General features: G+C 55.3%; 13 protein-coding genes. 4 read left to right on the top strand and 9 right to left on the bottom strand.

Going from position 1 to position 13,195, the window contains the following annotated elements; all coding sequences use genetic code 11:
- The first annotated feature begins 16 nt into the window (after positions 1-16).
- The 3 genes from ACFSDX_RS15715 (at position 17) to ACFSDX_RS15705 (ending at position 1,928) form a co-directional block, all read left to right on the top strand.
- Complete coding sequence (locus tag ACFSDX_RS15715) at positions 17-514, top strand: hypothetical protein (RefSeq protein WP_382315183.1); 498 nt, start codon at positions 17-19, stop codon at positions 512-514.
- 5 nt (positions 515-519) lie between these two features.
- Positions 520-1,452: a hypothetical protein gene (locus ACFSDX_RS15710; RefSeq protein ID WP_382315181.1), complete on the top strand. Its 933-nt coding sequence runs from the start codon at positions 520-522 to the stop codon at positions 1,450-1,452.
- Between the two features lie 167 nt (positions 1,453-1,619).
- On the top strand, positions 1,620-1,928 hold the full coding sequence (locus ACFSDX_RS15705) for a hypothetical protein (RefSeq protein ID WP_382315179.1): 309 nt from the start codon (positions 1,620-1,622) through the stop codon (positions 1,926-1,928).
- Positions 1,929-1,933: 5 nt separating this feature from the next.
- Here the strand turns inward: ACFSDX_RS15705 and ACFSDX_RS15700 are convergent, their stop codons facing one another.
- Positions 1,934-2,197 carry a helix-turn-helix domain-containing protein gene (locus ACFSDX_RS15700; RefSeq protein ID WP_382315177.1) on the bottom strand — a complete coding sequence of 88 codons (264 nt, stop codon included), beginning with the start codon at positions 2,195-2,197 and terminating at the stop codon, positions 1,934-1,936.
- A gap of 86 nt (positions 2,198-2,283) precedes the next feature.
- Between ACFSDX_RS15700 and ACFSDX_RS15695 the strand changes: the two genes are divergently transcribed.
- Complete coding sequence (locus tag ACFSDX_RS15695) at positions 2,284-3,096, top strand: hypothetical protein (RefSeq protein WP_382315175.1); 813 nt, start codon at positions 2,284-2,286, stop codon at positions 3,094-3,096.
- A gap of 201 nt (positions 3,097-3,297) precedes the next feature.
- On the opposite strand, the gene ACFSDX_RS15690 is transcribed toward ACFSDX_RS15695, so the two are convergent.
- From ACFSDX_RS15690 to ACFSDX_RS15655, 8 genes are all read right to left on the bottom strand, one after another.
- The gene (locus ACFSDX_RS15690) at positions 3,298-6,756 is read right to left on the bottom strand and encodes a coiled-coil domain-containing protein (RefSeq protein ID WP_382315174.1); all 3,459 of its coding nucleotides are present in this window, start codon (positions 6,754-6,756) and stop codon (positions 3,298-3,300) included.
- Positions 6,757-6,874: 118 nt separating this feature from the next.
- A complete protein-coding gene (locus tag ACFSDX_RS15685) occupies positions 6,875-7,693 on the bottom strand; it encodes a hypothetical protein (RefSeq protein WP_382315172.1) in 819 nt (272 codons plus the stop codon).
- A 53-nt stretch (positions 7,694-7,746) separates the two neighbouring features.
- Positions 7,747-8,298: a hypothetical protein gene (locus tag ACFSDX_RS15680; RefSeq protein ID WP_382315171.1), complete on the bottom strand. Its 552-nt coding sequence runs from the start codon at positions 8,296-8,298 to the stop codon at positions 7,747-7,749.
- A 400-nt stretch (positions 8,299-8,698) separates the two neighbouring features.
- Positions 8,699-8,938, bottom strand: a complete 240-nt coding sequence (locus ACFSDX_RS15675) for a hypothetical protein (RefSeq protein ID WP_382315169.1) — start codon at positions 8,936-8,938, stop codon at positions 8,699-8,701.
- A gap of 709 nt (positions 8,939-9,647) precedes the next feature.
- Positions 9,648-10,331, bottom strand: coding sequence for a hypothetical protein (locus tag ACFSDX_RS15670; RefSeq protein WP_382315167.1), 684 nt, complete (start codon positions 10,329-10,331; stop codon positions 9,648-9,650).
- Positions 10,332-10,484: 153 nt separating this feature from the next.
- Complete coding sequence (locus ACFSDX_RS15665) at positions 10,485-11,693, bottom strand: hypothetical protein (RefSeq protein WP_382315165.1); 1,209 nt, start codon at positions 11,691-11,693, stop codon at positions 10,485-10,487.
- Complete coding sequence (locus ACFSDX_RS15660) at positions 11,680-12,210, bottom strand: hypothetical protein (protein WP_382315163.1); 531 nt, start codon at positions 12,208-12,210, stop codon at positions 11,680-11,682. Before ACFSDX_RS15660 ends, ACFSDX_RS15665 begins: the two co-directional genes overlap by 14 nt.
- A gap of 22 nt (positions 12,211-12,232) precedes the next feature.
- Positions 12,233-13,183 carry a hypothetical protein gene (locus ACFSDX_RS15655; RefSeq protein ID WP_382315161.1) on the bottom strand — a complete coding sequence of 317 codons (951 nt, stop codon included), beginning with the start codon at positions 13,181-13,183 and terminating at the stop codon, positions 12,233-12,235.
- Between the last annotated feature and the right edge of the window lie 12 nt (positions 13,184-13,195).

The following is a 13,195-nucleotide window of genomic DNA, read 5'->3' as shown; positions in this document are numbered from 1 at the left end:
GCAACCTAGAGCTATTATGGCAGTTGCCAAATCTTTACTTTACTACTCTGCAAACACCTACTTGTCTCATTATATAAACACTACGTTTTATAATGACCAGCATTTTGTATGGTGCTCTCCTGTATTTGACCCAACACGGCTTGAAGCACAAGACCCTAGGCGCAGAATTCCTAAAAGCTCCTCTCCGCTCAGTATTTACAAAACATATCAAGATGATGTTGCTTCAGGAGATTTGCATAGCGATGCTATCAAGAGAAACCGCCTAGGTCTCAAATCTGGGGCAGCGCATAAACTCAAAGAAGATATTATCGATGGAGATGAATATCAGATGATAAACGATATAGTCGATGCAGCTCTAATTACGGATTTTGCGCCACTTATCTATCTGATTCCTGAGTCTATGGTAGCTAATAAGATTAAGCGCGTCTCCGTTTCTGCGCAAGCTAATCCCTTGAGCACAGAGTACATGGTGGAGAATTTGTTAAAAGGAGAATTTGAAATACTTGTTTTCTAGTAAATATGAATTCTTCACTTGTAAAGGAATATATTGATACGGTTGCTGCATTGAGCAGGTTCGTTCAAAGTAAACGTTTTCATGTCAATGAAGATGTAATTGATATTCTAGAAAGCCCAGTGGCCTTGTCTATAAATGATGAGATAAAGATGCAATATGGGTTAGACTTGGCTTCAATAGAATCTGAAGATAGATTATTGGAATATGGCGAGCATCTTCAAAATAAACTTATTGCTGTAATAAAAGAATCTTATTTTAATTCTTCTTTGAAGGAGGAAATTGAGTTAATAGAGACTGCTCAAGAAGTTTCAAAGGAAGATTATTTAAAAAATAACCTTGACAATGCTTTAAAAAATGAAGGGATAGATGCATTTAGAAGCTATTCAAAGGCAAATAATTTTGTTCGTGCAGTGATAGACTCTATAGGAGTTACAGTGCCAAGTTATTTGTATAGTATAAAGCACCCGGAAAAAATACATCTGATTGATTTAAGGTCAGGAAGCTATCCGGCAGATGGTGTTAAACATTATCTTGTCTCGTCTAAATTGAGAGTCAAAAACAAAGATATCTTTGTTTTGACTGATTTAGTTGAGTCGACTGATAAGCCATTAGAGCTACATGCATGGGGTTGCTTTTTCTTTGAGCAGTCTAATAAGCGGGTTTCATCGCCAATAAGAATGTTTTTGCAGGGAGTTAATGAGTATGGTAATGAAATCAATTTGGAGGGGGTTAAAAAAAGCTTTTTTCTTCAAAGAAAAGTAGAAAATGAAAGCACTTTGTTGCAAGATGGGCTTACATACAAGAAGCTTGGGTACCGCGGCGAGATGATATTGTTCTTTAGCATATCAAAGGCTAGTGGAAATACTATTTTTCAATTTTCTTACATGTTATTACAGGATGAGATTATAGCAGACGTAAAAAAGAGAATTTTTTTATAGTAGAAATGAACCTCAATAACAAATGCAGAGAGATTGCCATTTCTGGATTTGTTATTAATACTGTTGTTATATAACTAAAAAGCCCCGCCGGCACATGCCAGCGGGGCTTTTTAGTTTAGCAGCCTAGGTCACCTGCTGCTCCATCATGTGTAACGCTCAACATCACCATGCCTACCATCTCCTTTGTCTCCTCTGAGGAGCACGAAGCTGCCCTAGCTCGGCTAGAGGCCAAATTCTGCGGCCTACTCAACGCCTACGTGCGCCAGGAAGAGCGCTGGCTCGACACCGAGGAGGCGCTGGAAAAGTCCCGGGTACGCCACCGTGAAACGCTGGAGCGCTACGTGCGGGCCGTGCACCCAGGTACTCAGCAGGAAGGGCGCATCACCTACCGCAAGGTGGGTCGTAAGTGTGAGTACCTGCAATCCAGCTGTATCGACTATGCCCAGCGCAAGCTAGGCTTGCCGTCTCTTACTTAGTGTCGTTATTTCAACGGTATTAGCCCCAGCAAAAAGCGTCGCACCGCCGGCTCTCCAATGCGGTAGTTCTTTGCCCCGCAGCAAGCGTAAGCTATCTCACCGTTGCGCACGAGGTCGTAGGCACTGCGCTCGCTAATTCTGAGTCGCACAGCCAGTTCAGTTACGGTGTATACCTGGTGGTGCTGTTGCTCCTCGAGGAGTAGCTGCTGGCTGGCTTCATCGGTAGCTTCAAGGATAACTCCGTTGGGGTAGATAAATCTGAGCATCATAGGTTCATGGCTTGTTCCCCTGGAACGTACGATAGCTCAGCTAGTACGATACCGGCTGCTCCGTCACCTTTCCGTAGCTTGGCAGCATGAAATATATCCTTGCTCTTCTACTGCTGCTTTCAAGACTAGCCCTTGCTCAGTCTACACCTAACGCTTCAATAGCTAACAGCATATCAGCCAAGTCAACGCAAGCTGTTTCAGTAACCGCTCCTGTGATGAGCGAGAAAGATTATTATAAAATGATGTATGAGCAAGCATTAGCTTCTAGTACTGCTGCTAATACGCTTACGCAATGGACGTTGGCAAGCGTCGCGGGCATTATCGTTTTGGTAATTGGAGGGCAGATATTTTTTAATTACCGCCTGGGCGAGCGAGAGACTGATGCTATACGTTCTGATATGCAGGCGCAAATAGCTGAAGTACAAACAGCTTTATTGCGTAGAATGAGTGAATTGGGGGCGTCTAATATAGCTACTTTGGAAACGAGAGCTGAGGCCATTGAGAAACAGTTGCAAATATCTATTGAGCGAAATGCTCTCACTCATCAAGCTGAAATATTGAAGCAAGAGGGATTGTGGCGTAAAGAGGTGAAGGATATTACAGTACGTCTTAGTGACTACTGGCGTGAATTCAAGCTTATTGAAGCCAAGGAGGAGCTTGCGAAAGGCGAAGCACCTTTTGCATTACGGATGTTCCTAGTTCTTGCCAAAAGACAGGTGAAAGAACCTGATGGCGGTATTGGTTTTCTTTTAAAAGGGCTACCATTCCTCCGAGCGGTTTCAAATTTAACAGCTAAGGATTTAGGACAGATAAATGAAATACTATCCGTTCTTAAAGATAAAAATGAGCAAGTTTACACTCTTTGGAATGACATCGTTCAAAAGATTCCATTAGTATAGCTTACCAAACTATAGCAGCCGAATTAATTCTAGGGCCGTGCTCGGCTGGTCGAGGTAGCGCGGCGTGCTGAGCAGCGTCTGGTATTAGTTGTAAATCTCCCGATGGGAGTACATGGTCAGCGTGATGGCACCGGCCTGATAGAGCTGCCCTAGGGTGCCCTGCTGCTCCAGCTGGTTGAGTAGTTGGATGAGGCGCACGGCTTAGCTGATGTCGGTTTGGCTGTCCCAGTACTCTTCTTTCTTGATGCGCTCGCGTAGGTCCGTGATGTTGGTTTGGGGCGCTGGCAGCGACCGGGCGCCCGATACAAAGGCTGGGCCTAGCTTGGCCGCCATCATGTCCGTCAGCAGGTCGTAGTCAATCGGCGCAGTAGTGGCTTGCACTACGCCACCGGTGCGCACCTGGGGCAGATACATCGCGGAGCTACTCACCACGCCGCCGGCAGCGTAGCGGGCCATGCGCTCGGCAGGCATCGGGTCTTGGTAGAAAGGGCGCCCACCGCCGGCGACGTTCAGCGCCGAGGCCTGCGCCCGCAGCCATGGGTTGCGGTACACGCCCTTGGTGAGAATAATTTCATCGCCTTCAGCCTCAGCACCTAGGTGCTGGCCAGTGCGTCGGCTGAATAAAGGAATGCCGCCCTGTGCGTGGCTGGGCCCGCGAAGCACGCCCCCTTGCTCAAACTTGGCGTTGTCAATAGCTCGAAACTGCGCAGCTGCCGTGGCTGTGGCCGCCGCAATCTCAATGCCGCGTATGATGCTGGCCGCGGGCTCGACGAACGGCGCGGCGGGGCTTTTCAGTATCTGAAGAATAGCCGCCCCTAGGTTGATGACCGCTTCCGCTTTAGCAATCCGCTTGCGCTGCTCAGCCGCCTGCTGCTCTACACGCAGCTTCTGCTTTTCAAGCACTGCCTTGCGAGCAGCTGACACCCCTTCCGCATTCATCTCAGCATCGAGGCGCGCGAGCTTGGCTTGGCTATCGGCATCCTGCAGGGCCGCCAATGACGAGAGCGAGCCACTGACGACGCTGGCTATTTTGGTGATTTGCTGTTGTAGTAGGTCGAGTTGGGCCTGCGCCGAGTCGGCCCGAATCTGCTTGATTTTGTTCTCGGCATCGAGCAGGATGTTGGCCTCCTCCTGGCTGCCCTTGGTCACCAGGGCTAGTCTGGCGTCCTGCTCATCGAGCACGGCCGCAACACGACGGTCCTTGTACTCCTCACTGGCCTGCGCCTGCAACTGCTCGGCCTGGTTGCGACCGGCCAGCATCGCATCAGCCAGCAACGTGTAGTGCTGCGCCTCATCGCTGAACTCCTTCGCGCGGCGCTGACGGTCAGCGTCGGCTTGGCCCGCGTTGAGGTCAGCCAGCTTCTGGCTGGCCTCGGCCCGGATGTGCAGCTCGGCGGCCGTGTTGTCGGCCCGCTGGTTGAGGCTGGCTAGGGCCAACTCGCGCTCGAGGCCGGCGGCCCTGGTTTGCAACTGGTATTCTTCCTCAAGCTGCTCCTGGGTGGCTTCCAGACTCTGGGCGGCGCGCTCCGACTGCGCCTGTTTATTGGCTGCTAGGCTGGCGTTGTTGCGCTCCTGCTCGGCCTGCAACGTGAGTACGGCGGCTTGGCGCTGATGGCTGATAAGCAGCGCGGTGGAGTCGGTTTCGTACTTGAGGTCAATCGCCCGCTTCTGGTCGACCGTGAGTTTTTTCACATTCAGCTCCGCCTCGTACCCGTTCTTGAGCTTGCGCTGCAACAGGTTCAGCTCCTCATCGCTGCCCTCCTGCGTTTTGGGTAGCTGCTTGTTGAGCAGGGCCGCCTCTACGGCTAGGGCCTGGCGTTTGCGCTCGATGCTTTTATCTAGTGCCTCCTGCTCCAGCTGGTAGCGATTGGTGATTAGCTCGTTTTGCTTACCGGCGGCATCTTCTTGAATGTCAGCCAACTCGTTTTCAGCGTTTTTCAACTCCTGGAAACGCTCGCGGCTTACCCGGTCCCGGCCGCCCTCCTGCGCAATCTGGGCCCGCAGCAGCTCTACCCGCTGGCTAGCCAGCTTCGTCAGGGTCGTTTCGCGCTGCATTTCTACTTGGAAGGCCGCCTCATTGGCCGCCTGACGCTGCTGAATGGTATTGAACTCATTGTCGCGCACGTTTTTAAGCCGCTCGACCTGGTTGAGTAGCGTCTTATTGGTGGCAATGTTGTCATCTTCCGCGCGCTGTAGCTCGCGCTCCATCTGCGCCAGGCGCTCGGCCGAGTCGGCTGCCGCGTGCACTTGCTGCGTGAAGGCCTTGGCCTTCGCTGTGGCGTTGGTGATGCCGGTGGTCAGCTGCACCGTGCCATCAACCAGCTTACTAAAATCGCGGTTGCCCACGGCGTCGAGCAGCACGCCGAATGCTTTGAGGCGGTTGCCTAGGTTGGTTTCGATAAAATCTACCAAGTCCGAAAACGCCTGCTTCGGGTCCTCGGCCGCGGCTACCATCTTGCCCCCTAGGTCTACGAAGAGACTGGTGATGCTTCGGGTCACAGCGCCGAGCGCAGCCATTTTGCGGTTTAGGAAGTCGGTGCCAGCCTGCGTCTTCGTCAGGAACGCCACCACGGAGCCCAGCACTACGACAAACAGTCCTAGGCCAGTGGCCAACAGCGCCAGCTTGAGTAGGCCCAGCACGCCCACCTCGGCGGACGTGGCCGCCTTAGCTAGGTTGACGGCGGTGGTGTACTTCTCTTTGGCCCCGCTCAGCACCTCGACGGCCCCACCGAGCACGTTGCTGCTCTGGGCAGCATCGAGCAGGCCCGCGCCTAGGCTCTTGGTTTCCTGGGCCCCTTCCTCGGCCGCGGCCGGCACCTCTTTCAGGGCGTCGGTGGCGTCCTTAATGGACTTCTGGGCCTGGCCAAAGCGGAAGCCAATCTGCGCCACCTGCTCACTGGTGGCCTTGCCCGACTCGACTACCTGCTGCTGCTCCTGCTCCAGCTGCACCAGCGCCGCCGTGGCGGGCCGGATGGCGTCGCCGTAGCTTTTCACCAGGGCGGTAGTGTCTTCGTAGCTCTTGCCCTCCTGGGCGCCGGCCTGGGCAATGCGCTGCTTAAAGCCGACGGCGTCTTGGTCAGCCTGCGCCGCCTGCTCGGCCGTCAGGATACCCGACTTCTGCAGCTCCTCCAGCTTCACTAGCTGCTGAATGAGTGGGGCCAGGCTTTCGCCCTTGGGGTAGTTGCCGACGTTGCGCCGGAAGTCGTTCACGGCCACGCCTCCGCCGAGCAGCGCCTTGTTCACCTCCAGTAGCTCAGCCGTGAGGAGCTGGCCGGCCTCGCTGGCGGTGCGCTCTTCCTTGCCCATCGCGTTGTAGGCGGTGGTGAGCTCGGCGGCCCGAGCCTTGAGCTGGTCGACGGAGCCGGCGGCCGAGTTGTATGCCTGCTGACTGGTGCGTAGCCCCTTCTCTAGCTCGCGCTGGCTGGCGCGCTGCTGATTCAACTCCTCACGCAGCTTCACTGACTGCTGGGCGTACTGCGCATCGCTGAGCTTGCCCGCATCGCGCTCTTTTTTGAGCGCCACCTGGGCGGCCCTAGTCTTCTCGATGTCGAGTGTGACTTGCCCTAGGGATTCTCGAATAAGCTTCTGCTCAGCTTTATACTGCTCAGAATTAATGCGTACTTCGAACAGTATCGCTTCGTTGGTAGTGTTGTCGGCCATAGCCTACAAGTTCCGGTCCAGCTAAGCAGGGCAGCAAATTGAGATAGGCAAAAACGTAACTAACCTGCAAAAAGCGTAACAAAATATCGACCTTGTCGCACTATTAATTACTATGCAGCTACGAAGGCTGAATTACCTTATCAGCAGGAAAAGGCAGTAAGCCTGGATGCTGAATAGCATCAAATAACCTTCTGCAAATATTCTTCAATTGTATAGCAAGGTCAAGCTTATTGCTGCTGGTTGCTTCTTTATTTTGAGAAACTACCTCACTATCGATAAAGAAATACGTGATTCCAAAAAATGTATATTCTTTATCCTTGCCATGATATATATAATTTGTGTGCATGCAATTCCTGTACTTTCCATAGAATTCTAGGAAGGCGCTGTCTTCAGTCCAATTACCAGTATAAAACTTTTTATACAAAGAATACAGCTTATTATATTTTCTTGTTACAGGTACATGGGTTAAATGGTTTCTATAGAATATCTTTTCAATTTTCTGATTATCAGCGTCGGATAAATTATATTTCAGAAGAGTTTTATTTATCTCTTTCAAATCATATTCAAGTAATTCCTTCTTAGTTACTTCATCTAAAAGTTCTTCGCATAAATAAGTAAGGCAGAACTCAAAAGTTGACCAGGATTCAAGGAATAAATTTCTGTAATTGCTGTTGCTTCTCATTTGATAATATTGTTTTTCAACAACGCTGTTAACAAATACATTAAGAATATACCTTTCTTCTTTTGTTACCGGAATAGGTTTTGGCTGTATAATTCTTGCAGATTGTATTGTGTCCCATTGGATATAATATAAATTAAATGTGTGAAGGATAAGCTCAAGAAATGACCTTCTAATGTCATCAGTTGATAGAGGGTGCGAATGTATTTCAGCTACCAGCTTATCAGTCTCCTGTTTGATGTATTCTAAGTCTTCCATGGGAACAAGCTACAAAAAAGCCCCGACTCTTCAGCCGGGGCCAGCGCTAGCCATCAACTACCGCTGACGTCAGGCCAGTCGTATACGTATTCCGGGAAGCCAACAGCCCCGACCTGAGCACGCGTTACCACGCCGTGGCGCAGTTCGATGACGGTGGCCGTATGCGGGCTGCCGTAGCGCAGCACGCACAGCTCAGGGGCGTCAAGCGGTACCGTCATGCCGCCAGGGCCCGGCGCGCCAAAGGCTGCGGCCACCATCTCCAGCGTCATGCCTGGCTCAATACAGTAAGCTGCCAGCTTGCGGCCCATGAGCCGCCCGTAGTTCGTGCACAGGGCCTCTTTCCAAGCCTCATGCCGCAGCGCAGCATCGAGTGCCTGGGCCTCCGTGGCCAGGCGCAGCTCCTCGGCCCAATAGCCCCACTGGCGGGCGTGCTGTTGGTCGGCCGCGTTATGCTCCAGCAGGCAGGTGAGGCGCAGCACCTCGGCGGGTGGCTCGTCGGTGATGTCGCGCCCCTCCTCGACAGCTTGGTTAAAGTGCTCGGCCAGCCGTAGCATAAAGGCCTGCTCTCGGCGCTGCTGACGCGCCGTGCGCTCGGCCTCTGTCAATAGTGCCGGCGGGCTGACGGGGGTGGGTGTCGGCCTTGAGGAATGGGGTGTTAGCGCTGACGGGGTAGAGGTGCGGCGCAGTTTCGCGAGTAACCAGGTAAGAGGATTCATAGACTGGATGAGGGTAAAGCTTCAGGTTTTCTCAGGTAGTGACGGGCTGACGGCACCCCGTCAGGCAGCTAGTGACGGGGCGTCAGCGTCGGGTGCTAGCTGCTCCCGTGCGGCGGCCTGTCGAAGCAAGTAGCGCAGCGTGGTGGTGCTCACGCCGAGTTCACCGGCCACTACTCTGCGCACCCGTGCACGGGGCCAGTACGGCCTGATTCTAGCCAGCTCAGCGCACCGACGGGCGGCGCGGGTCACATCGGCAGCGGTGTAGCTGATGAATGGCATAGGGCACATGCTAAGCTGCCTGGGCGTGCTCGTTCGGTGGTGCAGGTGCTTCGCTGGGCTCAGCCGCCTGCCTGAGTAGGTAGCGCAGCTGCGTAGTGGCTAGGTTCATCTCTCGTGCCACTAGGGCGCGCACTCGCGATTGTGGCCACGTCGGGCGCTCCTGAGCCAGTTCGGCGCAGCGCTGGGCTGCGCGCTGCACGTCAGCGGCGTGAAAACGGTGCTGGTACGGATTGAAAACGGGCGTGCGCATCAGTGCGGGCCAGGGGCAAGGCTGACAGGCTGGGGCGTCGGGTGACAAGTGACGGGGGGAAGCGACAGCAACAGGGGTAAGCATGCAGGACGAGGTGAGAAAAGCGTAGTATCGCGGTAATGTGCTATGAACTAGAATATCTGCCCTTTTTAAGGACTCCGAAAACTCCGATTTTGCTCCTTTTATACGACTCGGAAAACTCGGATTTTGGGTGTCGTCATTTGTCGTCATTACTACCCAAAAACATGTCAACAAATGTCAACAGGGGCAGTAGCTGACAGGGCTTGCGCATGGCTCACTATCAATGTGTTGCAAAGAGATTGAGGAGAGGCCTAACACAGGGTCCGAAATAGAGCTGACAGGGTCGTGCACCCCCCTTTTAGTGTGCGGTACTGTGCGGTATCGAGCGGGTGTCAGCCCTTTTTAAATGTGCCATCTGTTCCACTTTGGGCCGATAGCGCCCTTTTTAGGTGTGCAGCTGTGTGCATAAACCATGGGCTGACGTAGCTGCTAGGTCCTTTTTAGGGTGTCCAGCTGTGTCCAGTTCAGCGCTCTTTTTTGCTGTGCCATTTGTGCCATTTTCGTGCGCTTGCGCAGTGCGTGGCCCTTTTTAGAGTGTACGGCTGTGTACGGTATCGCAGGCTGACGCAGTGGGTGTCAGTACTGACAGCGCCGCCCGTCAAGGCTGACGGACGGCGTGTCGGACTGCCTAGGCGGCCTGACGGACGGGCGGCCCCGTCAGCACGTCGAGTAGCTGCGGGTGATAACCTAGGTACTGGTACAGCGCCTTTTCATCAATGGTGATAGGGCCATGCTCAGGCAGCTGCTGGGTGAACGGCCGCGTCACTTGCTCCATAACTTCAGCTAGCGTGCGTGTCGAGCCATTGGTGGCCTTCACCAGGTTGCGCCACTGCGTCAGCGTCGTGGCCAACTGCTCGAAGTAGGCGCGGGCCTGCTCCTTGCCTTCCCAGTTCATCGTGTACCGGTCGATGTACTGGCCGTAGTCGAGGCCGTAGCCAATCATCTGCCCTAGGGCGATGTAAGGCACGTCGCTAACCTGCGGGATGGTGCGGTAGGCCGCTTCTAGGTCAGCTATGGCCTCAGCCAGCTGCTCGGGTAGCTCGTGGCCTTTCAGGCTGATGCCGGCCATGGTGTCGGCCTGAATGCGCTGCTTGCCCTCCTTGGTGCGGGCCAGGTCGTAGCGAGCCTGCAGGCCGGTGTCCGCGGCTATTAGTTGCTCGAACAGGCGCCCGCGGTAGATGTCGAGCAGCTTGGTGGTATCGAGCGAGAGGGGCAACTCGTGCGATTTGAGGAAGGCCTTGTAAGCGGTGGCCGCCGTAAGGAAGTCGGTGGCCGCCGTACGGGCGGCCTGGTTTTCAATTTGGGTTAACATGGGATTAGGGTTAGAAAAAGGGTGAAAAATGATGTTAACAATTGTTAACAGGGGTAAGCATTGACAAGGCTCATAATCAGCGTGTTGTTACTGATTTTGGTGGTAGCTGCTCGGCGGGCCGACGGATAGGCTTTTGGGGGGGTGTCAGCCAGTTCAAAAGTGGGTGTTTGGCGACAAGGTGATAGGGCGGCCGTTCAGACTCCAGTCGGCCGGTAACTGCTCAGCTGACGGGATGTCGTCGAAGCTGTTAGGCGTGGCCGTGCGAATCGTATTTGGTTGGTAGTCAGTAGGCGTCAAGGCTGACGTGGGCACCCGTCGCATGTCGTCACGGGCGCGCAGTTCGGCGTCGGTGAGGTAGAACTGCTCGGCTTCGCGGCAGTCGAGCGGGCTGCGGTCATTGACCAGGTAGCGGGCTGACTTCCAGTCGTAGCGCAGGCGCACGTCGGGGCGGTCACTGTCGAGGCCGATGCTGCCGGGGAAGCCCACCAGCTTGTGGCTTTTGACCTTGTGCAGGTAGATGCCTACTTCGCTGCTGAGCTCGCTGCGGCTACCTAGGTGGCGGTAGGGGCGGTACACGGCGCCGATGACGTGGGCCATGTTTTCCCACGTCTGGCCGCCGGCAATGCTGGTGCCGTCGGGAATGGGCCGAGCGGTGCCGAACTTCATGCCGTCGAGCCGGCGCGGGTGGGCCGTAATGCTCAGGCTCTGCTTGGTGTCCACGGTCCAATCGGTGAGCTGGCCCAGCACGTTGACCAGGTAGGGCTCGTAGCCGCCCAGCGCAGCCATGGCCGAGTGGTCTACTTTATTCCAGGGGTCGAGCAGGCAGTGGCTGACGCCGAACTTGGCCACGGCGGCCTCGAAGTAGCTCAGCAAGTCAAGTGGGGTGCGGCCCTGGCCCTTGCCCGGATACACCACGATGAAGTGCTCGCGCACGAAATCACGGGCCAGCTGGTAGCGGGCGAAGGAGAGGTGGCTGCTCAGGCTGCGGTCGGGCTGCTGGCCGGTCAGGGCGTGAATCAGCTGGTCGTAGATGTGCTCGGCCGGCATGTTCTCGGGCGAGAAGATGGCCGACTTACGGCCGGTGAAGGTGGCGCGCAGCAGGAGCAGTTGGTAGAGGAATTCTGTCTTGCCGTCACCAGGCCAGCCTGTCCACACGTTGCAGTAGCCCGGCATCCATTTAAAATGCTGGTCGAGCTCCGGAATGTGCGTGGTTTCGCCCTTCACGCGGCCGTGGGTGTAGTCGTGTTCCATCCGACCCCAGGTAGCCTCATCGAGGCGCAGTAGGGCGCTGGCGGGGTCAACTTTGGGAGGCGGGGGCGCGCCGCCGGCGGTGAAACCGCCCATGCCGTCAGTGAGTGCCATAAAGCTGGGCAGTAGAATAATGTTGAGAAAGAGGCCCCTTGCCGTAGCGCTGGGCCATCTGCGCGAGCAGGCCGCGCACGTGCTGTACTAGGTCGGTATGGGCCGCGGGTGGGGCCACCGTGGGCGCGGGCAACGTAGCATGCTGCGCGTATGCAGCCAGGGCGGGCGTTAGCGAGCGCTTCGCTTGTGCGACGCCGGCCTGGTGGCCCCGCACGTAGCCGAGGCGGTACACGGGGTCGGCTTCGCGGTGAGCCAGCAGCTGGGCGGGTGTCAGACGCCGCAAGTCCACGGGCGCCGGCGGCAGGCTGGCCAGCACCGCCTGCTCGTATTGCTCGACGGCTGTGAGCAGCGCTTCCAGGTCCTTGACGTGGTCCATGGTGCCGGCAGCGTAGCGCGCGGCGGGGTCGAGGCGCTGCACCTGGTTTTGGGCGTAACGATTGAGACGTAGCAGCACCTGGCGCAGGCCGTGGCCAGCTTCGTCGAGGTCGGGCGGAATGGGGGAGGGCGTGACGGACATAAACGATAGGGGCAGGGTAGAACTAGGGTTTGGCGTAGGTGGCGCGGAACTGGCGGGCGCGCTCGGTGGCCTCAGCCTGCTGGCGGGCGCGCTGCTGAGCTTCGAATTCTTCGTTCACCTCGAGCTCCAGCGAGATGGGTGGGCCGGTGGTAGTCGGTATGGCCGTGGGGCGCGTGGCGGGCAGCCGGGCCTGCTCTGCTTGCCACTCGGCAAAGTCGCGGGGCGTGCCCCCGTGCTCGACTCCCTGCCAGTTGCCCATGATGGCCCGCTCCAGCATGAGCACGGCAAAAGCTTCGGGGTACTTGGCCAGCTTTTTTAGCATCAGCTCGAAAGCCGAAAGATTTTTGCCCGCCTGCTTGGTATTGGTGGTGTAGAAGGTGCGCCAGGCCTCGGCGAAGTCGGCCCCGTCGAAGGGGGGCGGTAGGGCAGCAATTCCTTCGTGACTGGCTCCCTTCGTGCTGGGCTTTTTAGTAGCTGGCTTTTTACCTGATAAAGAATCGGGAGCGGTGGCGGCGCTAGCCGCACTACTACTCTCTTTTTCTTTATCTATATTAAGGGTATCAAAATTTGATGGGTTCTCTGATGGGTTTAGCTCCCCAAAGGCGTCAGATTTTGATGGGTTTACTGAATTGCCCGACCTAAACCCGTCAGATTTTGATGGGTTTACGTGTGATAAGGCGTCAGATTTTGATGGGTTTAAAAGCTGGTAAGTAGTGGCTGCGTTGCGCCCAGTTCCGCCCGAAGTGGCGCTCAGTAGCCCTCCTGCTACTAGCTGCGCTCGGCAGTCCTTCATCGTATTAATCGAGAAGCCGCACACGGCCGCCACGTAGGGGTCGGGCTTGGCAAGCTCTTCCGGCCAGCCAGCTAGATTAGCTAGGTGTAGCAGCTTCAGGTAAAGCCGCGTGGCATTACCCGAGAATGCTTGCACATGGTCGCGCTTCTCAAAAAAGACGATGTAATCGAGGTAGGTCACAGGGTAGGGCAG

The sequence above is a fragment of the Hymenobacter bucti genome (assembly GCF_042681145.1).
Classification (GTDB): Bacteria; Bacteroidota; Bacteroidia; order Cytophagales; family Hymenobacteraceae; genus Hymenobacter; species Hymenobacter bucti.
Note: the sequence above shows the minus strand (reverse complement) of the source record. Positions and strands in the feature narration are given on the sequence as shown.